Genomic DNA, 22,287 nt, shown 5'->3' on the forward strand with positions numbered 1-22,287 from the left:
GGGTCATCCGGGGGCAGGTCCCTTCGAACAGATTATTGTTTCAGTGTCTTGGCGGTGTTACCTGCGGGGCACCTTTCTTGCAATCGGCGGTCTGATGGCGCGACCTCTTACTCTACTCGGGCTGGAAAGCTCTTGCGATGATACGGGCGCGGCCGTTGTGCGCGGCCTGCCGGGGGATGCGCAGGTGCTGACCTCGGTCGTCGAAGGGCAGAATTCCCTGCACGAAGCTTTTGGTGGCGTGGTGCCGGAAATCGCGGCCCGCGCCCATACCGAACGGATGGATGTCGTGGTGCGCCACGCGCTGGACACAGCAGGCGTCAACCTGTCCGATCTGGATGGCGTTGCGGTGACCGCCGGACCCGGTCTGATCGGCGGCGTGATGTCCGGAGTCATGTGCGCCAAGGGGATCGCGATCGGGGCCGGTTTGCCGCTGATCGGGGTGAACCATCTGGCAGGTCACGCGCTGACGCCCCGGCTGACAGATGGCACGGAATTTCCCTACCTGATGCTTTTGGTGTCGGGTGGCCATTGCCAGTTTCTGCTGGTGCGAGGGCCCGAAGACTTCTCTCGGCTCGGCGGTACGATCGACGATGCGCCGGGTGAGGCCTTTGACAAAACCGCGCGATTGCTGGCGCTGCCCCAACCCGGCGGCCCGTCGGTCGAGTCCCAGGCGACCAAGGGCGATGCCAAGCGGTTCCGCTTTCCCCGGCCCCTGCTGGATCGGCCGGGGTGCGATATGTCCTTTTCCGGCCTGAAGACCGCGCTTTTGCGCACGCGAGACGAGGTGATGCAGGACAACCACCTGAAGGCGCAGGATCGCAGCGATCTGTGCGCAGGTTTTCAGGCGGCTGTTGTCGACGTTCTGGTGGAAAAGACCCGTCGGGCGCTGGCGATCTATCTGCAAGACGCACCCGCCACCCCGGTTCTTGCGGTCGCGGGCGGTGTTGCGGCCAATGCGGCCATCCGCGAGGGGCTGCAAGGTCTGTGCGCAGATCTTGGGGTGGCGTTTACGGCGCCGCCGCTCTCGCTTTGTACGGATAATGGTGCCATGATCGCCTACGCGGGGCTGGAACGGTTCGCGCGCGGGGGTCAGGACGATATGACCCTAGCCGCCCGTCCACGCTGGCCCTTGGACCAAGATGCCGCCGGGATGCTTGGCGGTGGGAAAAAGGGGCCCAAAGCATGACCTCCGTTCTAGGCGCAGGCGCATTCGGCACGGCGCTGGCCATTTCACTGGCCCGCGCTGGTCACGTGACACTTTGGGCACGCGACGCGGCACAGACCCGCGCAATGTCACACGAGCGGATGAATTCGGCCCGCCTGCCGGGAATGCCTTTCCCCGAAGACCTGAGCGTCGCAAGTTCGCTGAACGCTCTGCCGGACGGTCCCATTCTTCTGGCCGTGCCAATGCAAAAGTTGCGCGATGCGCTGAACAGCCTGCCGGACTTTGGCGACCGCCCTTTGGTGGCCTGCTGCAAAGGGATTGAGCTGTCGACCGGAAAAAGCCCGACGCAGGTCATCAGCGAACTGCGTCCGCAAGCACCCGCAGCTATCCTGACCGGCCCATCCTTTGCGCAGGATATTGCACGCGGCCTGCCGACCGCGCTGACGCTGGCCTGTGCGGATGAGGGTTTAGGCAAAGACCTGCAGGCCCGCCTGACGACGCCGAACATCCGGGTCTATCGTACCACCGACGTGCCGGGGGCCGAGATTGGTGGGGCCGTCAAGAACGTCATGGCCATTGCCTGCGGCGCGGCGATCGGCGCAGGGCTTGGCGACTCGGCCCGAGCGGCCCTGATGACCCGCGGCTACGCCGAGATGCAGCGCATGGCACTGGAACTCGGGGCGCAGGCCGACACTCTGGCAGGGCTGTCTGGCTTCGGGGATCTGGCGCTGACCTGTACATCAGAGCTGTCGCGCAACTTCCGCTATGGGCTGTCCATCGGGCAAGCGTCTGGCTTTGACACCAGCGTGACGGTCGAAGGCGCGGCAACCGCGCGGGCGTTGCAGGCACGGGCTGCCGAGATGGGGATCGAGATGCCGATCACCGACGTCGTCGTCGGGTTGATCGATCAAACACTGGACGTCAGCCGCGCCATGTCGCAGCTATTGTCACGTCCACTGAAGGAGGAATGACAATGCTGGTTGCCCTGATGGCCCAAGACAAACCCGGCGCGCTGGACGTGCGTAAAGCCAACCGCGACGCGCATCTGGCCTATATCAACGACACCGGCGTCGTGGCGCAGGCGGGACCCCTTCTCGACAACGCCGGAGAGATGTGTGGTTCGCTGGTCATTCTCGACGTGGCCGATATGGACGCCGCGCAGACATGGGCGGACAACGACCCCTATGCCAAGGCCGGGCTGTTCCAGTCGGTCCAGCTGACTGCATGGAAAAAGGTCATCGGCTAATGCGCTACTGGCTGTTTAAATCCGAACCTGACACGTGGTCCTGGGACGATCAGGTGGCCAAGGGCGACGCGGGCGAAGAATGGGACGGCGTGCGCAACTATCAGGCCCGCAACTTCATGAGGGAAATGGCGGTCGGCGATCAGGGGTTCTTTTACCACAGCCAGAAGACCCGAGAGATCGTTGGCATCGTCGAGATCTGCGCCGAAGCCCATCCCGACAGCACCACCGACGACGACCGTTGGGAATGCGTCGACATCAAAGCGGTAAAGCCCGTGCCCAAGCCGGTCAGTCTGGACACGATCAAATCGACGCCGGAACTGGCCGATATGGTTCTGGTCAAGAACTCTCGACTATCCGTGCAGCCGGTCACGCAGGACGAATGGGACCTGCTGTGCAAAATGGGCGGCCTGTAAAAAGCTGGTCAGAATGCCGCGGCTCTGCCTAAGCTGATCGCAGTCATTTGCGCGATCAGGAGGGTGAGATGGGCGTGATTGCAGTACTAGTTGCCGCGTTGGCGGGCTTTGTCATGGGGGCCGTTTGGTACACGACGCTGGCCCGGCCATGGATGTCTGCCGCGGGGATTCCGCTGGACGAAAACGGCAAACCGCAGGGCAACGGATCAGCCATGCCTTTCGTCATCTCTGGCGTCGCGATGATCCTTGTGTCGGGCATGATGCGGCACATGTTCGCGACCAGCGGTATCGACGGGCCCTTTGCCGGACTGGTGGCCGGGCTGGGCGTTGGCCTGTTTTTCATCACACCGTGGGTTGCGATGAACTATGCCTATGCGATGCGTCCCCGTCGCCTGACCATCATCGATGGGGGCTATTCCGTGCTTGGTCCGGGGATCATCGGGCTGGTGCTGGGCCTGTTCTGAAGACATGAAAAAAAGGCCCGGCGAAACGCACGGGCCTTTCTTTGATCTCTGGGTCGGCTTAGCCGTAGACCGACTCTTTGCCGAAATGCTTGGTCAGCATGTAGTAGACGACCGCGCGGTATTTGTTGCGGTTGGACTTGCCGTAGGTCTCTAGCACGCTGTCGATGGCTTCCATCAGGTTCGGACCATCCGGCAGACCCAGTTTCTTCATCAGGAAGTTGGTCTTGATCGTCTCAAGCTCGCTTGGCTGAGACCCGGCCACGGTCGACGCATCGTCGTTGTAGATCGCCGGGCCGCAGCCGATAGTGACCTTGGTCAGCAGGTCCATGTCGGGGGTCATCCCGCATTTGTCTTTCAAGTCTTCAGCGTATTTCGCGATCAGATCGTCACGTTTGCCCATGTCATAATCCCCTGTTTTGGTACCGCCAATTCACTGGCTGCACGCAGCATTTCGATTTCCACAAATCATTCATAGCGCCTGTCCGGTAAAACTGGAAAATTTTTCTCATTTTGTTGCCAATTCGCTTTTGGTGCGCCTCAGATTTCGCTTTTTTCGTGACAACCTCCCGTTGAATGCCGCAGGCTTCATATATCCCACGACCGATGTCTGCCGATCGCCGGGTTCGAAAAACATTTAAAATCAACGGGGGAACATCATGACTACGGAAAAATTCGTTGTCGCATATGAAGGAAGTGCCGGTGATACGACTCTTCTCGACTATGCGATTGATAGGGCCAAGAAGGATGGGACCAGTCTTGTGCTGGTGCATATCCTTGAATGGTCACCCTATTCGTTTCTGACACCACAAGAGCTGGAAGAACGCAAAGCGCGGCGCATCGAAGAGATGGATCGCGCCAAGTCTGCGGTGCTTGATCCGGCCATGGAAAAGGTCCGCGCCGCCGGGGTCGAGGTGGAATGCCAGCTTCGCTACGGCTCGGTCGTAGAACTGGTCTGCGAGATCGCCCAGAAGGAAGGCGCTGCGATGATTTTCGTCGGTCGCGCCGGGTCGTCGTCGATGGCCTCTCGGGTGTTCGGGTCGGTGCCAATCGGTCTGGCGCAGGTCGCCCCCGTCCCCACCGTCATTGTCCCCTGAGCGCAGGAGCAGAACCATGAAACTCAAATCAACTCTTGCCGCGCTGACCGCGCTGGCCCCTGCCCCGGCCTTCGCGCAGGGCATCGACGAAACCATCAACAATATCTTCGCGGACTACACAGGATGGTACGTGTCGTTCATCTTCGCCCCCCTTCCGGGGACGACGTTTTCGTGGATCGCCCTTTGGCTGGTGGTCGGTGCACTGGTCTTTACGGTCTATTTCGGGGCCATTCAGCTCAAAGGGTTCTGGCATTCCATTCAACTAGTCAAAGGCGACTATTCCGACCCCGATGACGCGGGCGAGGTCAGTCACTTTCAAGCCCTTGCCACGGCGCTTTCCGGGACCGTGGGGTTAGGGAACATCGCAGGGGTCGCGGTGGCTGTCGGCATTGGCGGACCGGGGGCCACCTTCTGGATGATCATCGCGGGCCTTTTCGGCATGGCGACGAAGTTCACCGAATGTACCCTTGGTGTGAAATACCGCAACGAATACCCCGACGGACGCGTCTCGGGTGGTCCGATGTACTACATCACCAAGGGTTTCGGCGAACGCGGACTGCCCGGCGGTAAGGTGCTGGCGGTACTATTCTGTATCTTCACCATTCTGGGTGCGCTTGGCGGTGGCAACATGTTCCAAGCCAATCAGGCGCATGCACAGCTTGCTGGCGTCGTTGGGGATTATCCCGGTTGGATCACCGGTCTGATCCTTGCGGTCGTGACCTTTGCAGTCATCGTGGGTGGTATCAAATCCATCGCCTCGGTCACGGAAAAGGTCGTTCCTTTCATGGGCATCTTTTACGTCATCGTGTCGCTAATCATCCTGTTGATGAACTGGGACATGATCGGCTGGGCATTTGGTCAGATCTTCATGGGGGCCTTCACCGGTCTGGGTGTCGTCGGCGGCTTTACCGGCGCGCTGATCCAAGGTTTCCGACGCGCCGCGTTTTCGAACGAGGCGGGCATCGGGTCTGCCGCTATCGCGCACTCTGCCGTAAAAACCAAAGAGCCGGTGACCGAAGGGTACGTCGCGTTGCTTGAACCGTTCATCGATACGGTCGTGATCTGCACCATGACGGCGTTGGTGATCGTGATCACCGGTGTTCTGAACGTCGATCCCGACACCGGGCTTTACGTCTGGAACGAAGCGGCTGGCCGGATCGCAACCGAAGGGGACGTGGCCGGTGTGGCGCTGACCTCGGCGGCCTATGCCAAGTCGTTCTCGTGGTTCCCGATCCTGTTGGCGGTCGCTGTTGTGCTCTTTGCCTTCTCGACCATGATCTCGTGGAGCTATTACGGTCTGAAAGCCTGGACGTATCTTTTTGGCGAAGGCGCGATGATCGAGAACGTGTTCAAGGTGATCTTCTGCCTGTTCATCGTCATCGGTGCGGCGGCCAACCTTGGTCCGGTGATCGACTTCTCGGACGCGATGCTATTCTCGATGGCGATCGTCAACATCATTGCGCTGTACCTGCTGATGCCCATCGTGAAACGAGAGCTGAACAGCTACGTCGCGCGGTTGAAGTCGGGTGAGATCAAGCGCTTCAAAAACTAAGGCGCAGGCAAATTGAAAGGGCCGCCAGAGGTGATCTGGCGGCCCTTTTCGTGTCTGATGACAAGCGGATCAGTAGCGGTAATGCTCAGGCTTGAACGGGCCTTCCGGCTTCACACCGATATAGTCGGCCTGCGACTTGTCCAGCGTCGACAGTTTCACGCCGATACGGTCCAGATGCAGACGGGCGACTTTTTCGTCCAGATGCTTGGGCAGGATGTAGACCTTGTTTTCGTACTGGTCGCCCTTGGTGAACAATTCGATCTGCGCCAGCACCTGGTTGGTGAAGGACGCGGACATCACGAAGGACGGGTGGCCGGTGGCGTTGCCAAGGTTCAGCAGACGACCTTCGGACAGCAGAATGATGCGATGGCCATTCGGCATCTCGATCATGTCCACCTGTTCTTTGATGTTCGTCCACTTGTGGTTCTTCAGCGAAGCGACCTGAATTTCGTTGTCGAAGTGGCCGATGTTGCCGACGATCGCCATGTCCTTCATCTCGCGCATATGCTCGATCCGGATGACGTCTTTGTTGCCGGTGGTGGTGACGAAGATGTCGGCGGTGCTAACCACGTCTTCCAGCGTGGTGACCTGGAAGCCGTCCATCGCCGCCTGCAGTGCGCAGATCGGGTCGATTTCGGTCACGATCACACGAGCGCCCGCGCCTTTCAGCGACGCGGCAGAGCCTTTGCCCACATCGCCGTAGCCGCAAACCACTGCGACCTTACCGGCCATCATGGTGTCGGTGGCACGGCGGATACCGTCGACCAGCGATTCCTTACAGCCGTACTTGTTGTCGAACTTCGACTTGGTGACAGAGTCGTTCACGTTGATCGCCGGGAAGGGCAGCTGACCGTCGCGGACCAGTTGGTACAGGCGGTTCACACCGGTGGTCGTTTCTTCGGATACGCCCTGAATCTGATCGCGGGTCTTGGTGAACCAGCCCGGGGATTGCTTCATACGCTTGGCGATCTGCTTTTTGATCACCTCTTCTTCTTCGGACGAGGGGACCGGGATGATGTCTTCGCCCGCTTCGGCGCGTGCGCCCAGCAGAACATACAGCGTCGCATCGCCGCCATCGTCGAGGATCATGTTCGGGCCGTCGTCGAACATGAAGGATTTGTCCAAGTAATCCCAATGCTCTTCCAGCGTCTGACCCTTGATCGCGAAGACGGGGATGCCCGCCTCGGCAATCGCTGCCGCCGCGTGGTCCTGGGTCGAGAAGATGTTGCAGGACGCCCAGCGGACATCGGCACCCAGCGCGACGAGCGTTTCGATCAGTACAGCGGTCTGGATCGTCATGTGCAGCGACCCCACGATACGCGCACCAGCCAGCGGCTTTTTGGACCCGTATTCTTCACGCAGGGCCATCAGGCCCGGCATTTCAGTTTCCGCGATATCCAGTTCCTTGCGGCCGAACGCGGCCAGAGAGATGTCTTTGACGATATAATCAGACACGAGATTGCTCCTAAAAACGGTTGCGGGTGGCCTAGCACCCTGAAACTCATGCGGCAAGCCAGATGAATTGCCCTGCGTCTTTACTGCACGACCCTTTTCCATTTCCTTGCGATCTGGATAGAGTGCACACCAAAGATCAATCCCAAGTTGCATAAGGTAACCGGCACAGATGGACTTTGACTATTCGGTCGTCGCGAATGAGCACGGTTTTTACTGTATGCCCGATCATTACCTTGGCCGCGATATCACTGATATTCTTGCCTCTGGCGGGGTTTATGAACCCGCGACGCTGAATTTCCTGTCGCGCCATCTGGGCCACGGGGATGTTGTTTCGGGCGGTGCCTTTATCGGGGATTTCCTGCCCGCCCTGCGGCGGGCGATGGCGCCCAACACCATGCTTCACACGTTTGAACCTGTTCCGACGTCTTTTCAGGCGGCACAAAAAACAATCGCGCTGAACAAACTGACAGGCGTGACCATCCATCCGGTCGGGGTTGGCGAAGACGTGTCCAAGATGCCGCTGTTGGTCAAACGGCCCAGCGGTAAGGCGATCTCCGCCGGAGAGCGGGTGGTCGAAACGCTCGAAGCGGATGGCGACCGCGTTCTGGAGATTGATATCCAAACGCTCGACATGCTGGTGCCAGAGGGTCGGCCCGTCAGTCTGATCCATCTGGATGTCGAAGGTTTCGAACCCGCCGCGGTGACAGGCGCGCGCCGGATCATTTCCGAATATCGGCCCATGGTCGTGACCGAAGGGGAAAAGGCGTGGAAGACGCGCGCCATCCTGAACCTGCTGAACGATCATTACCTGACGGGCGAATACAAGCTGATGGGCGCGATCGAGAATAATTCGATCTTTGTCGCGCAGTAAGGCGCAAGCCCAAGACTTGCAGTGACATCGTCACATTCAGCTTTTATCCATCCGGGAAAAAGGAGAGTTCCATGGCGAAACAGGCACGGGCATGGCAGCGGATGCTGTCGGGACGGCGGCTTGACCTACTGGACCCTACCCCGGTGGATATCGAGATTGAAGACATCGCCCATGGGCTGGCCTTCGTTGCGCGCTGGAACGGTCAGACCTATGGCGATTACGCCTATTCCGTTGCCGAACACTCGCTGCTGGTCGAAGCGCTGTTTGCCCGGATCGACCCCAAAGCGACAGCCGCAGAAAAGCTGACCGCGCTTTTGCACGACGCGCCTGAATACGTGATCGGGGACATGATCTCTCCGGTTAAGGCGGCGGTGGGGCCGGGGTATGGCGCGCTGGACGACAGGCTGACCGCGGCGATCCATATCCGGTTCGGGCTGCCCGCCGTGACGCCACCGAAGCTGAAGAAAAAGATCAAACAGGCCGACAAAATCAGTGCTTGGATGGAAGCGACGCAGATCGCAGGGTTCTCCGAGGCCGAGGCCGACAAGTTCTTTGGCCGCCCCGACCATGGTGTGATCGACGGCCTGTCGATCCAGCTGCGCCCGCCGGTCGAGGTCCGCAGTGATTTTACTGCCCGCCATAATGCCCTGTTGAAGGAGATCGGCTAATGCATATCCGCCGCGCCGGGGACATGGACGCCCGCGCCATGGCCGAGCTGCTGAACGAGGTTATCGCGATTGGCGGTACCACCGCCTATGTCGATCCAATCGACGCGCCATACCTTATCGGGCGCATGGCCGAGGATCATGCCATCTGGCATCTGGCCGAAGATGACGCTGGCGAACTGCTGGGCTTTCAGTGGGTGTCCCCAATGAAAGGCACTGATGAATTCGTCGCCGAAATCGCCACCTTCGCGCGGGCGGGGCGCAGCGGTCTGGGGATCGGATCAGCCTTGTTCGAGGCGACGAAAGACGCCTCGCGCGCGGAAGGTTACGCTTGGATCAATGCCAACATCCGCGCCGATAACACCGGCGGGTTGGCGTATTATCAATCTCGCGGGTTCGAAGACTACGGCCGTATCGAAGGCTACCGCATGGGCAACGGACAGATCGTCGATAAGGTGCTAAAACGCTACGACTATTAACGCGGGCTGCGTTTCGCCAGAATGCGCTGCAACGTGCGGCGGTGCATGTTGAGACGGCGCGCGGTTTCGCTGACGTTGCGATCGCACAGCTCGTACACCCGCTGAATATGTTCCCAACGCACGCGGTCCGCGCTCATCGGGTTTTCAGGGGGTGGGGGCAGTTCATCACCACGCGCCAGAAGGGCGTTGGTGATATCCGTCGCATCTGCCGGTTTCGCCAGATAATCCGTCGCGCCGATCTTGACCGCAGCCACGGCAGTCGCAATCGCGCCATAGCCCGTCAACACCACGATCCGGCTATCGGGGCGTTTTTCCCGCAATACCTCGACCACGTCCAAACCGTTGCCATCACCCAGCCGCAGATCGCAGACCGCGTAAGCGGGCGGGCGGTTGGTGACGATCGCCTTACCGGCGGCCACGGACTCGGCGGTTTCGACGTCGAAACCGCGCTTCTCCATCGCCTTGGCGAGTCGTTTCAGAAACGGTTCATCATCGTCCAGCAGCAGGAGCGTCTTGTCCTCGCCCAGATCCAGGTCTTCGGCCATAGAATAGATCTCCTGAATTTACGCCTTTCGAGGTTGTACGGTTCTACCCCGCGACCGGATCAGCGTCAAACATTCAGGGAATACTATCTGGCCTCGGCAAAACAGGCGATGCGATTGGCCATATCCTCGGCCGTCACGTCGCGCCGGAAGTACTCGACAAAGCCGTCTTCGGGCATCGTCAGGTAGGAAAAGGTCGAATGATCGACAAGGTAATAATCGTCATCGCCATCACTGCTTGGCTGCTTCTTGTAATAGGTGCGATACGCCTTGGATGCGGCAGCGACCTGTTCCGGCGACCCGGTCAGACCCAACATGCGAGGATGAAGGTAGTCGGTGAAATCGGCAAGCTGTTCGGGCGTGTCGCGCTCAGGGTCGATCGAAATAAAAACAGGCTTCACCGAAATCCCACGGTCGTCCAAAATCGTGACGGCCTCGGCGTTGCGGGCGGCGTCATAGGGGCAGATGTCGGGGCAGTAGGTGTAGCCGAAGTAGATCAGCGTCGGTTCGGTGATCACGTCGGCATCAGTCACCGTTGCACCCGTTTCATCAACCAGCGTGAAAGGTCCGCCGATCTGGCCGCTGCCGCCGGCAACCGCACCGGCCCGGCACTGGGCATATTTGTCATCGCTGCCACGTCCCATCGTAAAGACATAGACACCCGCGGTCAGGGCCAGAACCACAACGGCTGCGATGATTGCGGTAATTCGTGTCATGGGCCAACCCTCTGGCGTGATTGCGTGTGATTGCGGTCAGACATAACAATAGCCCCACGGGTTTCAATCGGGACATTTGCGCACAGCGGCCATGACAGATCAGGCATTCGAAGTTCTTAAAGGGCACGAACGGGGCAATTGGATCCGTTTGCGCACGATCACGCTGCTGCGGTGGGGCGCGATCAGCGGGCAATTTGCGGCCCTAGTCGTAGCGCGTCAGGTCTATGGGTTGTCGCTGGAATACGGGCTGTGTTTCCTTGTGGTCGGCATCTCTGTCATCGGGAACCTTGTTGCCAGTTTCGTCTTTCCTGAAAACAAACGCCTGTCCGAAGCTGAAAACCTGCTGATCGTTCTGTTCGATCTGCTTCAGCTTGGGCTGCTGCTGTATCTGACGGGCGGGCTGCATAATCCGTTTTCCATCCTCGTGATCGGGCCTGTGACCGTGTCGGCCATGGCTTTGTCGGGGAAATCCACGATCTTTATCGGGTCGATCGCCATCGCCATCGTCACCGTTTTGACCGAGGTGCATCTGCCGCTGCGCACCGCACAGGGGTTCGTGCTGCAGATCGCCGATGTCTTCCTGTTCGGCCAATGGCTGGCCATCGTGATTTCGGTCATCTTTCTGGGCATCTATTCCCGCTGGATCGCCACCGAACTGCATTCGATGTCCGACGCGTTGCAGGCGACGCAGATGGCCTTGGCCCGCGAACAAAAACTCACCGATCTGGGCGGTGTCGTTGCCGCCGCCGCGCATGAGCTGGGCACGCCCTTGGCCACGATCAAACTCACCTCGTCCGAGCTGGCCGAGGAATTGGAAGACCGTCCCGATCTGGCCGAAGACGCACGGCTGATCCGTGAACAGGCAGACCGCTGCCGCGATATCCTGCGATCCATGGGGCGCGCGGGCAAAGACGATCTGCACCTGCGGCAAGCCCCGCTGACCACGGTCATCGAAGAAGCAGCCGAACCGCATTTGAACCGTGGGAAGCGTCTGCATTTCGAATTCGGACCGGATGAGGGCGGCGAAGACCTGCCGCCTGCTATCCTGCGCCGGCCTGAATTGATCCACGGCATTCGCAACCTGATCCAGAACGCCGTTGATTTCGCCGCCGGCAACGTCTGGGTCGAAGCGCAATGGACCGACAAGGTCATTTCGGTCCGGATCATGGACGACGGTCGGGGCTATGCGCCTCAGGTCATCGGGCGGATCGGCGATCCCTTCGTGCGCCGCCGACGGTCAGCACCGGATGCGGGCCAGCGTCCGGGGTACGAAGGGATGGGCTTGGGGCTGTTCATCGCCAAGACTTTGCTGGAACGGACTGGGGCTGAGCTAAGCTTTGCCAATGGCGTCGACCGTTATGGCCGCTTTGGGCATAACTCCGAACGCTCTGGCGCGGTGGTCGAAGTCGTCTGGCCGCGCACCAAGATCGATGCGCGCAAGGGCGAGACGCCCGTGCCGATCGGGGAAAACCAGATTATCGAGTGATCGCCCTCCCGCCATAGTTGAATATTGACGCTGGTCCGCGCCAAAAGGCGCGCTGCGTTAAGGGTTTGTTTACCATCCCCAAGCCACAGTTAGCCTAGTTATAAAAAACCTGGGTAAGGGTATGTCGCTTGGAATTATTGATTTTGTTTTCATCTGTTTCGTCTGCGTTTTAACGGCCCTCCTCGCGCTGAAAATCGCATTCCAGCTTGGGATCGCACGCGGTGGGCCTAAGCCTCGGGATAAGACGTCAGGGGTTTTGCGTCTGGTCAATGGCCGGATCGTCGAATGTGACCCCGCGCTGATGACACGACTGGAACGGGAAGGCTGGCATGGCGATCTGTCCGATCTGCGCCCCTTCTTTGCCTTCCGGTTCGATGACCTGCCCGACGACTTTCCCAGCCTCGAGGCTGACGGTTCAGCAGTATTCACAGCCGGCGCACCCGGGGACCGCGCCGAACTCACCGTCGTGAACAAGGCGCATGTCATCTCTATCGTGCTGCGCGACCCGGCGGCCGAGGATGCGATGGCGCATCATGTGGACCTTTACCGCGATCACGCCCGGCAGATGGGTCAGTGGATCGTGGCCGAAGCACCGCAACCGACATGGATCACTGATCAATCGGGGCGCGTCAGATGGGCGAACACTGCCTACCACCAGCTGGAAAAACTGATCGGCAATGACGCTCCGGACTGTCAGCATATCTTTTACAACGGGTCTGACGAAACCTCTTACGTGGATCGCCAGCAAAGCCGCGAAAAGCTGACGCCAAAGGACGGCGGGCCAGACATGTGGTTCGACATTCGCTGTTCGCAAAATCAGGGGCGTATCCTGTTTCAGGCGAATGACGTGACCGCCGTGGTCAAAGCCGAAAACGCCCAGCGCGCCTTTGTGCAGACGCTGACCAAGACCTTCGCCCAACTGTCCACCGGTCTGGCGATATTCGACCGGAACCGGCATCTGGCGCTGTTCAATCCCGCCTTGATCGACCTGACGGGCATCCACGCAGAATTCCTTTCAGCCCGGCCCAGCCATCTGACGTTTTTCGACAAGCTGCGCGACGAAAAGATCATGCCAGAGCCGCGAAATTACGGATCCTGGCGCGATCAGATCATGGAGGTCATCACCCGGGCCGAAAACGCGCAGTATCAGGAAACCTGGACGCTTCCCGAAGGCAAAACCTACCGCGTTACCGGGCGCCCACATCCCAACGGGGCGGTGGCCTTTCTGTTCGACGACGTCAGCGCCGAGGTGACGCTGACCCGCCGGTTCCGCGAACAGCTGGACCTTAGTCAGGCGGTGATGGATTCGCTGGATGACGCGCTGGCCGTGTTTTCGCCTCAGGGGGTGCTGAGCTACACCAACGAAGCGTACCGAGAGCTGTGGACAGACGGCAGCGACACGACCGGCGCGATACAGCTGGATCAGAAGGTGGCCGAGGTGTCGCGCCTTTGGCAGGTGCTGTGCGGCCCCGATCCGACCTGGGGGGATTTCCGGGATTTCGTGGTTGGGTTCGGCGATCGTTGCGAATGGGATTCCCGCGTTCGGATGCGCGACGGGCGGACGCTGGACTGTCGGTTCAAGCCGCTACAGGGCGGCGCAACACTGGCGTCCTTCCGGGTCGCGGCAATCGGCGCGCTGCGGGAAATCCAGTCTCACTAGGCGCGCTTCTGGCTTGCGGCGAAACATGGTGACGGTAATGTCGGGCCATGACCGTCGCGCGCCGTTACCTCATGACCTCTGCCGAAGATACCGGGGACCTTGCGCAGCGCATCGGTACCCTCCTAAACCCCGGCGATACGCTTTTGCTGGATGGCCCCGTCGGCGCGGGGAAAACGCATTTCGCCCGGTCGCTGATCCAATCCCTGCTGCACGTCGTCGAAGACGTCCCCTCCCCCACCTTCACTTTGGTCCAGACCTATGACACCCGCAGCGGAGAGGTCTGGCACGCCGACCTGTACCGCCTGACCGCCCCGGACGAGGTCATCGAACTGGGTCTGACCGAAGCCTTCGAAGATGCCATCTGTCTGGTTGAATGGCCCGACCGTCTGGGCGATCTGGTCCCGCCGGGGGCCCTGCATCTAAGCTTTACCGTGGCCGATGAAAACAGCCGCCAGATCGACGCCGCCGGACCCGACCGTTGGGCCGACCTGCCGAAAGGAACCGCCCTTGACTGACACCGACCGCGCCGCGTTGAAATCGGCTTTTATCGCTTCGACCGACTGGGCCGGGGCTTCTGCCACGATGGTCGCCGGGGATGCCTCTAACCGGAAATACGACCGGCTGACGCTGAACGGTAAGACCGCGATCTTGATGGATGCGCCGGTGGACAAGGGCGAAGATGTCCGGCCTTTTATCGCCGTGGCGGAGTATCTGTTGGACGCCGGATTGTCGGCCCCGCGTATCTTGGCACGGGATTTGGACCACGGATTCTTGATCCTCGAAGACCTTGGCAATGATCTGTACGCCCGCATTGCCATCGCCCAGCCCGAGATCGAAGAAGACATCTACCGCGTCGCCGTCGATTGCCTGATCGCCCTGCACCGCGCCGAACCGATGCGGGGATTGGGCAGATACGATCCCGACACGACCACGCCTTTGGCTGCGCTGGCCTATGATTGGTATCTTGGCGAAAGCATTGGCCCGAATGACGGCGCGAAGGCAGACTTTTCCACTGCCATGCACGACGCCTTGGTCCAGCACAGCAAATGCACCGTGACGATCCTGCGCGATTATCACGCCGAAAACCTGCTGTGGCTGCCAGAGCGGGATGGCCCCGCACGGGTCGGGATGCTGGATTTTCAGGACGCCATGATCGGTGATCCCACCTACGATCTGGTGTCTTTGCTGATGGATGCGCGCCGCGATGTAACGCGGGCGTTGGCCGACCGGATGATCGGCTATTACTGCGACCAGATGGGTCTGGACCGTGAGGGTTTCGAGACGCGCTATCACGTGGTCGGCGCACAGCGGAACCTGCGGATCCTCGGCGTGTTCGGACGGCTGTCGCGACGCGATGGGAAAAAGCATTACATCGATCTGGTGCCGCGCGTCTGGGACCACCTGATGGTGAACCTCGCCCATCCCGCCTTGGCCGATTTGGCCGCGCTGATTCATCGTGATCTGCCAGCGCCCGACCCAGCCGTTCTGGACCGGTTGCGCCGATGATCCCCGACGCGCTGATGCTATTCGCGGCCGGGTTCGGCACGCGCATGAAGGACCTGACCAAGGATCGGCCCAAACCGATGATCGAGGTCGCGGGCCAGCCGCTGATCGACCACGCGCTGCGCCATGCCCAAAGGGTCGTCAGCGGTCCGATCGTGGCCAACCTGCATTACCTGCCCGAGGTGTTAGAGGCGCATCTGGCGGATACCCGCGTGCAAACCCTGCGCGAAGGGCCAGAGATTCTGGAAACCGGGGGCGGGCTGCGTAACGCGCTACCGCTGCTGGGGGACGGGCCGGTCTTCACGATGAACTCGGACGCTGTCTGGGCCGGGGCGAACCCTTTGACGATGTTGCGCGATCACTGGCGTGACGATCTTGAGGCGCTTTTGTTGTGTATCGATCCCGCCCGCGCGGTGGGTCATGCGGGTCAGGGTGATTTCCTGCCCGGCCCTCCGGTCTCACGCGGGCCGGGGCTGATCTATACCGGCGCGCAGATCATCCGGACCGAGGGTTTGCAGGACATCCCCGACGCGTCCTTTTCCCTGAACGTGCTGTGGAACCAGATGCTGGACCGTGGGACGCTTGGCATCCTTCCATACGATGGCGAATGGTGTGACGTGGGTCGCCCTGAAGGGATCGCGCAGGCCGAGGCGATGTTGGCCCGTCATGCCTGATAACACCATGTTTGAACCCTCGGATGCTCCGCGCCTGTTTGGCCTACCGCCCGGCGCGGATTTTCCCAAACATCTAGTCGACGGCCTAATCGCCCGCACCCGCGACCTGCCGCCAGAGGTGCTGGGCCGTACCACCCTGATCGTGAACACCCGCCGCATGGCCCGCCGCGTCCGCGACCTGTTCGACGCGGGTCCGGCAGCGCTTGTCCCCCGCATCCGGCTGGTCACCGATCTGGCCGACAGTGCTGCGCTGGCCGATATCGCCGCGCCGGTCTCCCCCTTGCAACGGCGGCTTGAGCTGATCCCGCTGGTCCGTGCGCTGATGGAGCAGGAACCGGACATCGCCCCCCGCGCGGCGCTGTACGATCTGGCGGACTCGCTGGCCGCAGTGTTCGACGAAATGCGGGGCGAAGGCGTCAGCTTTGATACGATCCGCGGGCTCGACGTATCGCACCACTCCGACCACTGGTCGCGGGCGTTGAAGTTCCTGACCATCGTCGACACGGTCGAAGGCGACGACCCCGCGCCCGATCCGTCCGCACGGTTGCGTATGGTTGCCGAACGGCTGGCGGTTGAATGGGAGGCAAACCCGCTGACCGATCCGGTAATCATCGCAGGCTCTACCGGGTCGCGGGGGGCGACGAACGTCTTGATGCAGGCGGTTGCGCGGTTGCCGCAGGGGGCGGTGGTTCTGCCGGGTTTCGATTTCCACATGCCGGACCGCGTCTGGTCCGAGCATCTGAAAGATCCGCTGCACAGCGAAGACCATCCGCAATTCCGCTTCCGCACCCTGATGTCACGGTTGGGGCTCGGGTCGCGCGATGTGGCCCGCTGGACGCCGTCGTCGCAAAATGACGCCCGCAATCGGCTGGTCTCTCTGGCGCTGCGGCCTGCGCCCGTGACCGACCAATGGCTGGCCGAGGGGCCGAAGCTGGACGATCTGCCCGGTGCCTTGAGAAACGTCACGCTGCTAGAGGCGCCTTCGGGCCGGGACGAAGCGCAGGCCATCGCGCTGCGTTTGCGCAAGGCCGCCGAAGACGGGCAGAAGGCCGCGCTGATCACGCCGGATCGTTTGCTGTCGCGGCAGGTGACGGCGGCCTTGGGGCGGTGGGATATCCAGCCCGATGACTCGGCCGGTGAACCGCTGCACCTGACGCCACCGGGTCGTTTCCTGCGGCAGGTCGCGGCGCTGTGGCACAGTGATGGGACCGCCGCCGATTTGCTGGCGTTGCTGAAGCATCCCTTGTGTCATTCCGGCAAGGATCGTGGCCCGCATCTGACCCTGACCCGCGCGCTGGAATTGCGCCTGCGGCGTCATGGACCGCCCTTTCCTGATGCGGACACGATCCGTGATTTCGCCGCCAAACAGCCCGAAGATTTGGCCAGCGACTGGGCAGAATGGATCGCCGCCTATGCTTTGCCCGCCGTCGATCAAACCCTGACGCTAAGCGACCGGCTGGACCTACTGCGCGACCGGGCCGAGGCGCTAAGCCGCGGCTGCAGCACCGAAGGCACTGGCCATTTGTGGGACGGGACAGCAGGCGATGCCGTTCTGGCGCAGGTCAATGAGCTGACCGACGCTGCCCCCGTGACCGGAGAGGTCGGGGCACAAGATTTCACGAATATGCTGACCTCGATCCTGCGCGGGGCGGAAATGCGCGACAGCACGATCCCTCATCCCGATATCCTGATCTGGGGGACGCTTGAGGCGCGGGTTCAGGGCGCCGATCTGGTCATCCTTGGCGGGCTGAACGAAGGCACTTGGCCGGAGATGCCGTCGCCCGACCCGTGGCTGAACCGCGCCATGCGAGCCGAGGCTGGTTTGCTGCTGCCCGACCGGAACATCGGGCTGTCGGCGCATGACTTCCAACAGGCCGTCGCCGCGCCCGAGGTTTGGATTACGCGTGCCCTGCGCGGGTCAGAGGCGGAAACCGTTGCCTCGCGTTGGCTGAACCGGATCACCAACCTGCTGACCGGGTTGGGTGACACGGGGCAGGACGTTTTGAAACAGGCCCGCGCCCGAGGACAGGAATGGCTGGGGCTGGTCGCCGCCTTGGACGCGGTGGAACAGGTCGACCCAGCGCCGCGCCCGTCACCCGCGCCGCCCGTCGCGGCCCGCCCGCGCAAATTGTCGGTCACACAGATCAAAACACTGATCCGCGATCCCTACGCAATCTACGCCCGCGAGGTGTTGCGTCTGCGCGCGCTGGATCCGCTGATGAAGGAACCCGACGCGCTGGAACGGGGCAACGCGCTGCACAAGGTGATGGAGGTCTTCGTCCGCGATGCCGTGGCCAACCCGGACAAGCTGACACCTGCGGAGTTGTTGACCACCACCGCTACTGTGCTGGCGGAAGAGGTACCATGGGCCGAAGCGCGGATCCTCTGGCTGGCGCGGATGGCGCGGATCGCCGAACCGCTGGTTGCTGGGGAAGCCGCGCGGTTGGACGCCGGACAACCCGCCGCTTACGAGGTGCGCGGGCGGTCGACCCTGCCCGACTTGGGCTTTGACCTGACCGCCATCGCCGACCGCATCGATCTGGACCCGCGGGGTCATGCGCTGATCTATGACTACAAGACCGGGGCGATGTCGTCGCCGCCGCAACAGATGCGGTTTGATCTGCAACTGTTGCTAGAGGCCGCGATGGCCGAACGCGGCGGGTTTGAAAACGTGACGCCAATACATGTGATCCGCGCCGCTTTTGTCGGGCTTGGGTCGAACGCGAAAGAGGTCGATGCGCCCTTGGACAAGCTGTCCGCCGATGAGGTCTGGGCCCGCTTTGCCACGCTGATCCGCGAATACCTAGACGCCGATCAGCCCTTCACCGCGCGGCGGGCGATGTTCAAATCGGACTCGATCAGCGACTACGACCATCTGGCCCGCTTTGGCGAATGGGACGTGTCGGACCGGGCGCGGAAGGACGTGCTACGATGATCCGGGACGACGCGACACAACGGCAGGTGGATGCGGCGCGTCCCGATGCCTCGACCTGGCTGGCGGCGAACGCGGGGTCGGGCAAGACGCGGGTGCTGACCGACCGGGTGGCGCGGCTGCTACTGAACGGAGAGTCGCCGCAGAACATCCTGTGTCTGACCTACACCAAGGCCGCCGCGACGGAGATGCAGAACCGCCTGTTCAAACGGCTGGGCGCCTGGGCAATGCTGCCGGATGGTGCCCTGCGGGATGAGCTGGCCGCTTTGGGCGTCGATCACGGCGTGGATGCGGCAACGCTGGCGCGGGCCCGGACCCTGTTCGCCCGCGCGATCGAAACGCCGGGTGGGCTGAAAATCCAGACGATCCACTCCTTCTGCGCCTCCCTCCTCCGCCGCTTTCCATTAGAGGCCGGGGTCAGCCCCCAGTTCATGGAGATGGAAGACCGTCAGGCCGCCCTGCTGCGCGCCGAGGTGATCGACCGCATCGCCCGTGGCCCGGACGCGCATCTGCTGGAACGTGTGGCGTTTTTCTATTCCGGTCAGACGATGGAAAGCCTGACGGCTGCGATCACCGGACATGCGGACCAGTTGGCGGTGCATCCGGGGCGTGATGCCTTGGCGGATAAGCTGGGCCTGCCTGCGGGGTTTGATGCGGCGCAGATGCTAAGCGGCGTGTTTCTGGGCGGAGAGATAGATGATCTGGCCGCGCTGCGGGATGTGACGGCGGCAAGCGGACCATCGGATCAGAAGCTGGCAGAGAAACTGGCGACGATCACCGCGCCGAACCTTGCCGCCCTGGAGGTGCTGGAAGGTTGCTTCCTGACGGGCGGATCGGCGAAAGAACCGTTCACCGCCAAGATCGGCAGCGTCCCGACCAAGGGCGTGCGCACGGCCAACCCAGACCTGATGGACCGGGTAGAGCCGCTGATGGCCCGCGTGGAATCCGCACGCAATCAACGGCTTGCGCTGTCCCTGCTGGAAAAGACCGTCGCGCTATATGACCTCGCCCGCGTGTTCCTGAAGGACTACGCGCATACCAAGCTGTTGCGCGGGGCGATGGACTTTGACGATCTGATCCTGCGAACGCGGGACCTGCTGACGAACCGCGATGTGTCGGCTTGGGTGTTGTTCCGGCTGGACGGTGGGATCGACCACATTCTGGTGGACGAGGCGCAGGATACCTCGCCCGCGCAATGGCAGGTCATTCAGGCGCTCGCACGCGAATTCACCAGCGGCGAAGGCGCACAGGACGACAAGGTGCGAACGATCTTTGTGGTCGGCGACAAAAAGCAGTCGATCTATTCGTTCCAAGGCGCGGACCCGTCAGGCTTTGACCGGATGAGAGAGGATTTTGACGAACGCCTCACCGCGCTTGGCACGCCCTTGCAGCGGATGGCGCTGGCGCATTCCTTCCGCTCGTCCCCCGCGATCCTTGGGCTGGTCGACAAGGTGTTCGAAGGACGCGAAGCCGCCGGGTTTTCGCAGGACGAAACACACATCGCCTTTCATTCCGACCTGCCGGGGCGCGTCGATCTGTGGCCGCATCTGGAAAAGACGGATCAGGAGGAAAACGAGGATTGGGACAAGCCCGTCGATCTGCAGGGCGAACAGGATCACAACGTGGTGCTGGCCGACCGGATCGCGCGGCAAATCCGGCAGATGATCGACGCGGTCACACCCCTGCCCCTTGGCGGTGGACGCGCCCGGCCCCTGCACGAAGGCGATATCCTGATCCTTGTGCGTCGCCGCGCGCGGCTGTTCCACGAAATCATCCGCGCCTGCAAACAGCAGGGGTTGGAAATCGCCGGGGCCGACCGTCTGCGGATCGGGGCGGAAATGGCAGTTAAGGATCTGACCGCCCTGCTGTCGTTCCTTGCCACGCCCGAAGATGATCTGAGCCTTGCCGCCCTGCTGAAATCCCCGATCTTTGGCTGGGACGAACAGGCGCTTTTCGACCTCGCCCATCGGCGCAAGACCACCTACCTGTGGGACGCGCTGGATATGCGGGACGATCACGCGGACACCCGCGCCGTGCTGCGGGACATGCGCGACAATGCGGATTTCCTGCGGCCCTACGAATTGCTGGAACGGGTGCTGGTGCGCCATGACGGGCGGCGCAAACTGATGGCGCGGCTGGGGGTCGAGGCGCAGGATGGCATCGACGCGCTGCTGGATCAGGCCTTGGCTTACGAGCGGACAGAGGTGCCCAGCCTGACCGGGTTCCTCGTCTGGCTGCAGGGCGACGACCCGGAGGTGAAACGCCAGATGGAAAGCGCCGGGTCGCGCATCCGGGTGATGACGGTGCACGGCTCCAAGGGTCTGGAGGCGCCGGTGGTCTTCCTGCCGGAAACCCAAGCGCGGCGGAATGAACTAAAGGGGGAAATCGTGTCCGACGGTCCCATCGCATGGTGGAACGTCGCGCAGGATCAGGCCCCCGATGCCCTGACAGAGGTGCGCGAGATCAAGCTGCGCAAGCAGTTGGAAGAGGTCGACCGCCTGCTTTACGTCGCCATGACCCGGGCCGAGAAATGGCTGATCGTCGCGGCCGCCGGCGATCTGGGCAAAAACGGCGACACGTGGTTCGACCGTATTCGCGGTGGCATGATGGCGCTTGGCGCGGCGGCTTTGGACGCGCCGGGGGGCGAAGGATTACGGCTGGAGTCGGGCGATTGGAACGGCTTGCAGGTCGAAGACGTATCGCGCGACGCGCCTGTGATCCCTGCCCTGCCCGACTGGGCCACGCGCCGCGCCCCGCCAGTGATTGCCCCAATCATAACGCTCAGCCCGTCTGATCTTGGCGGGGCCAAAGCTCTGCCTGGAGAGGCGGGACTGGACGAAGAGGCCGCGAAACGGCGAGGACGTCAGGTGCACCGGTTGTTGGAGCATCTGGTGAATGTCGCCGACGATGAGTTCACTGATCGCGCGGCATTTCTGCTGGGCGGCGGAGCCGACCGGGCCGAGGGCGCAGAGTTAGAATATCTGAGTGCTGAGGCGCACAAGATACTTCGCGCCCCGCATCTGGCGCACATTTTCGACGGTGCGGCACTAGAAGAAGTGTCGATCACCGCGAACCTGTCAGAATTGGACGGCGCGCGCATTCACGGGACCATCGACCGGTTGATCGTCAGCGATACCCATGTGCTGGCCGTGGACTTTAAAACCAATGCGATTGTGCCGGACACCCCGGCGCAGGTGCCCGACGGTTTGCTGCGTCAAATGGGGGCCTATGCCAGTGCGCTGGCGCAGATCTATCCCGGCCGGACGGTGGACACCGCATTGCTATGGACCCGGACCGCGCAGTTGATGGTGTTGCCTCAGGATCTTGTGATTGCGGCGTTGCGCGACACCACACCTTCTTGATCTTCCCC

At 61.7% G+C, this 22,287-nt stretch carries 21 protein-coding genes; 17 read left to right on the top strand and 4 right to left on the bottom strand.

The window, feature by feature from the left end:
* The first annotated feature begins 94 nt into the window (after positions 1-94).
* The 5 genes from tsaD (at position 95) to ACI3GR_RS08840 (ending at position 3,288) form a co-directional block, all read left to right on the top strand.
* Complete coding sequence (gene tsaD, locus ACI3GR_RS08820; protein ID WP_407493828.1) at positions 95-1,186, top strand: tRNA (adenosine(37)-N6)-threonylcarbamoyltransferase complex transferase subunit TsaD; 1,092 nt, start codon at positions 95-97, stop codon at positions 1,184-1,186.
* Positions 1,183-2,136: an NAD(P)H-dependent glycerol-3-phosphate dehydrogenase gene (locus tag ACI3GR_RS08825; RefSeq protein ID WP_407493829.1), complete on the top strand. Its 954-nt coding sequence runs from the start codon at positions 1,183-1,185 to the stop codon at positions 2,134-2,136. The genes tsaD and ACI3GR_RS08825 overlap by 4 nt, the downstream gene beginning before the upstream one ends.
* 2 nt (positions 2,137-2,138) lie before the next feature.
* Positions 2,139-2,411 (top strand): YciI family protein, encoded by a 273-nt coding sequence (locus tag ACI3GR_RS08830; RefSeq protein WP_407493830.1) that lies wholly within the window; start codon positions 2,139-2,141, stop codon positions 2,409-2,411.
* Complete coding sequence (locus ACI3GR_RS08835; RefSeq protein WP_407493831.1) at positions 2,411-2,824, top strand: EVE domain-containing protein; 414 nt, start codon at positions 2,411-2,413, stop codon at positions 2,822-2,824. The genes ACI3GR_RS08830 and ACI3GR_RS08835 overlap by 1 nt, the downstream gene beginning before the upstream one ends.
* A 68-nt stretch (positions 2,825-2,892) precedes the next feature.
* Positions 2,893-3,288: a DUF1761 domain-containing protein gene (locus ACI3GR_RS08840; RefSeq protein WP_407493832.1), complete on the top strand. Its 396-nt coding sequence runs from the start codon at positions 2,893-2,895 to the stop codon at positions 3,286-3,288.
* A gap of 58 nt (positions 3,289-3,346) precedes the next feature.
* Here ACI3GR_RS08840 and ACI3GR_RS08845 read toward each other — a convergent pair whose 3' ends face one another.
* Positions 3,347-3,688: a DUF2853 family protein gene (locus tag ACI3GR_RS08845; RefSeq protein WP_407493833.1), complete on the bottom strand. Its 342-nt coding sequence runs from the start codon at positions 3,686-3,688 to the stop codon at positions 3,347-3,349.
* Positions 3,689-3,944: 256 nt separating this feature from the next.
* On the opposite strand from ACI3GR_RS08845, the gene ACI3GR_RS08850 reads away from it, so the two are divergent.
* Positions 3,945-4,382 carry a universal stress protein gene (locus tag ACI3GR_RS08850; RefSeq protein WP_407493834.1) on the top strand — a complete coding sequence of 146 codons (438 nt, stop codon included), beginning with the start codon at positions 3,945-3,947 and terminating at the stop codon, positions 4,380-4,382.
* A 16-nt stretch (positions 4,383-4,398) separates the two neighbouring features.
* Positions 4,399-5,934 (top strand): alanine/glycine:cation symporter family protein, encoded by a 1,536-nt coding sequence (locus ACI3GR_RS08855; protein ID WP_407493835.1) that lies wholly within the window; start codon positions 4,399-4,401, stop codon positions 5,932-5,934.
* A 69-nt stretch (positions 5,935-6,003) separates the two neighbouring features.
* On the opposite strand, the gene ahcY is transcribed toward ACI3GR_RS08855, so the two are convergent.
* Positions 6,004-7,389, bottom strand: a complete 1,386-nt coding sequence (ahcY, locus tag ACI3GR_RS08860; RefSeq protein ID WP_407493836.1) for an adenosylhomocysteinase — start codon at positions 7,387-7,389, stop codon at positions 6,004-6,006.
* Positions 7,390-7,558: 169 nt separating this feature from the next.
* Between ahcY and ACI3GR_RS08865 the strand changes: the two genes are divergently transcribed.
* From ACI3GR_RS08865 to ACI3GR_RS08875, 3 genes are all read left to right on the top strand, one after another.
* Positions 7,559-8,260: an FkbM family methyltransferase gene (locus ACI3GR_RS08865; protein ID WP_407493837.1), complete on the top strand. Its 702-nt coding sequence runs from the start codon at positions 7,559-7,561 to the stop codon at positions 8,258-8,260.
* Positions 8,261-8,331: 71 nt separating this feature from the next.
* Positions 8,332-8,928, top strand: a complete 597-nt coding sequence (locus ACI3GR_RS08870; RefSeq protein WP_407493838.1) for an HD domain-containing protein — start codon at positions 8,332-8,334, stop codon at positions 8,926-8,928.
* Entirely contained in the window at positions 8,928-9,404 is a 477-nt protein-coding gene (locus tag ACI3GR_RS08875; protein WP_407493839.1) for a GNAT family N-acetyltransferase, read from the top strand. The genes ACI3GR_RS08870 and ACI3GR_RS08875 overlap by 1 nt, the downstream gene beginning before the upstream one ends.
* Here ACI3GR_RS08875 and ACI3GR_RS08880 read toward each other — a convergent pair.
* Both ACI3GR_RS08880 and ACI3GR_RS08885 read right to left on the bottom strand, forming a co-directional pair.
* A complete protein-coding gene (locus ACI3GR_RS08880; protein WP_407493841.1) occupies positions 9,401-9,949 on the bottom strand; it encodes an ActR/PrrA/RegA family redox response regulator transcription factor in 549 nt (182 codons plus the stop codon). The genes ACI3GR_RS08875 and ACI3GR_RS08880 overlap by 4 nt on opposite strands.
* An 83-nt stretch (positions 9,950-10,032) precedes the next feature.
* Entirely contained in the window at positions 10,033-10,662 is a 630-nt protein-coding gene (locus ACI3GR_RS08885) for an SCO family protein (protein ID WP_407493842.1), read from the bottom strand.
* Between the two features lie 91 nt (positions 10,663-10,753).
* On the opposite strand from ACI3GR_RS08885, the gene regB reads away from it, so the two are divergent.
* From regB to addA, 7 genes are all read left to right on the top strand, one after another.
* A complete protein-coding gene (gene regB, locus ACI3GR_RS08890) occupies positions 10,754-12,148 on the top strand; it encodes a sensor histidine kinase RegB (protein WP_407493844.1) in 1,395 nt (464 codons plus the stop codon).
* A 121-nt stretch (positions 12,149-12,269) separates the two neighbouring features.
* Positions 12,270-13,808 carry a PAS-domain containing protein gene (locus ACI3GR_RS08895; protein WP_407493845.1) on the top strand — a complete coding sequence of 513 codons (1,539 nt, stop codon included), beginning with the start codon at positions 12,270-12,272 and terminating at the stop codon, positions 13,806-13,808.
* 47 nt (positions 13,809-13,855) lie between these two features.
* Positions 13,856-14,323 (top strand): tRNA (adenosine(37)-N6)-threonylcarbamoyltransferase complex ATPase subunit type 1 TsaE, encoded by a 468-nt coding sequence (tsaE, locus tag ACI3GR_RS08900; RefSeq protein WP_407493846.1) that lies wholly within the window; start codon positions 13,856-13,858, stop codon positions 14,321-14,323.
* A complete protein-coding gene (locus ACI3GR_RS08905; protein WP_407493848.1) occupies positions 14,316-15,314 on the top strand; it encodes an aminoglycoside phosphotransferase family protein in 999 nt (332 codons plus the stop codon). The genes tsaE and ACI3GR_RS08905 overlap by 8 nt, the downstream gene beginning before the upstream one ends.
* Positions 15,311-15,985: a nucleotidyltransferase family protein gene (locus ACI3GR_RS08910; protein WP_407493849.1), complete on the top strand. Its 675-nt coding sequence runs from the start codon at positions 15,311-15,313 to the stop codon at positions 15,983-15,985. The genes ACI3GR_RS08905 and ACI3GR_RS08910 overlap by 4 nt, the downstream gene beginning before the upstream one ends.
* Positions 15,986-15,992: 7 nt before the next feature.
* Positions 15,993-18,920, top strand: a complete 2,928-nt coding sequence (gene addB, locus ACI3GR_RS08915) for a double-strand break repair protein AddB (protein ID WP_407493850.1) — start codon at positions 15,993-15,995, stop codon at positions 18,918-18,920.
* A complete protein-coding gene (addA, locus tag ACI3GR_RS08920; protein WP_407493851.1) occupies positions 18,917-22,279 on the top strand; it encodes a double-strand break repair helicase AddA in 3,363 nt (1,120 codons plus the stop codon). The genes addB and addA overlap by 4 nt, the downstream gene beginning before the upstream one ends.
* Positions 22,280-22,287 lie beyond the last annotated feature (8 nt).

The sequence above is a fragment of the Pseudooceanicola aestuariicola genome (assembly GCF_045763785.1).
In the GTDB taxonomy this organism is placed as follows: domain Bacteria; phylum Pseudomonadota; class Alphaproteobacteria; order Rhodobacterales; family Rhodobacteraceae; genus Pseudooceanicola.

Bases quoted from the DNA above. Each gene is read 5' to 3' on its own strand.
- tsaD (WP_407493828.1), top strand. From the start codon at position 95: ATGGCGCGACCTCTTACTCTACTCGGGCTGGAAAGCTCTTGCGATGAT.
- ACI3GR_RS08825 (WP_407493829.1), top strand. From the start codon at position 1,183: ATGACCTCCGTTCTAGGCGCAGGCGCATTCGGCACGGCGCTGGCCATT.
- ACI3GR_RS08830 (WP_407493830.1), top strand. From the start codon at position 2,139: ATGCTGGTTGCCCTGATGGCCCAAGACAAACCCGGCGCGCTGGACGTG.
- ACI3GR_RS08835 (WP_407493831.1), top strand. From the start codon at position 2,411: ATGCGCTACTGGCTGTTTAAATCCGAACCTGACACGTGGTCCTGGGAC.
- ACI3GR_RS08840 (WP_407493832.1), top strand. From the start codon at position 2,893: ATGGGCGTGATTGCAGTACTAGTTGCCGCGTTGGCGGGCTTTGTCATG.
- ACI3GR_RS08845 (WP_407493833.1), bottom strand. From the start codon at position 3,688: ATGGGCAAACGTGACGATCTGATCGCGAAATACGCTGAAGACTTGAAA.
- ACI3GR_RS08850 (WP_407493834.1), top strand. From the start codon at position 3,945: ATGACTACGGAAAAATTCGTTGTCGCATATGAAGGAAGTGCCGGTGAT.
- ACI3GR_RS08855 (WP_407493835.1), top strand. From the start codon at position 4,399: ATGAAACTCAAATCAACTCTTGCCGCGCTGACCGCGCTGGCCCCTGCC.
- ACI3GR_RS08865 (WP_407493837.1), top strand. From the start codon at position 7,559: ATGGACTTTGACTATTCGGTCGTCGCGAATGAGCACGGTTTTTACTGT.
- ACI3GR_RS08870 (WP_407493838.1), top strand. From the start codon at position 8,332: ATGGCGAAACAGGCACGGGCATGGCAGCGGATGCTGTCGGGACGGCGG.
- ACI3GR_RS08875 (WP_407493839.1), top strand. From the start codon at position 8,928: ATGCATATCCGCCGCGCCGGGGACATGGACGCCCGCGCCATGGCCGAG.
- ACI3GR_RS08880 (WP_407493841.1), bottom strand. From the start codon at position 9,949: ATGGCCGAAGACCTGGATCTGGGCGAGGACAAGACGCTCCTGCTGCTG.
- ACI3GR_RS08885 (WP_407493842.1), bottom strand. From the start codon at position 10,662: ATGACACGAATTACCGCAATCATCGCAGCCGTTGTGGTTCTGGCCCTG.
- regB (WP_407493844.1), top strand. From the start codon at position 10,754: ATGACAGATCAGGCATTCGAAGTTCTTAAAGGGCACGAACGGGGCAAT.
- ACI3GR_RS08895 (WP_407493845.1), top strand. From the start codon at position 12,270: ATGTCGCTTGGAATTATTGATTTTGTTTTCATCTGTTTCGTCTGCGTT.
- tsaE (WP_407493846.1), top strand. From the start codon at position 13,856: ATGACCGTCGCGCGCCGTTACCTCATGACCTCTGCCGAAGATACCGGG.
- ACI3GR_RS08910 (WP_407493849.1), top strand. From the start codon at position 15,311: ATGATCCCCGACGCGCTGATGCTATTCGCGGCCGGGTTCGGCACGCGC.
- addB (WP_407493850.1), top strand. From the start codon at position 15,993: ATGTTTGAACCCTCGGATGCTCCGCGCCTGTTTGGCCTACCGCCCGGC.
- addA (WP_407493851.1), top strand. From the start codon at position 18,917: ATGATCCGGGACGACGCGACACAACGGCAGGTGGATGCGGCGCGTCCC.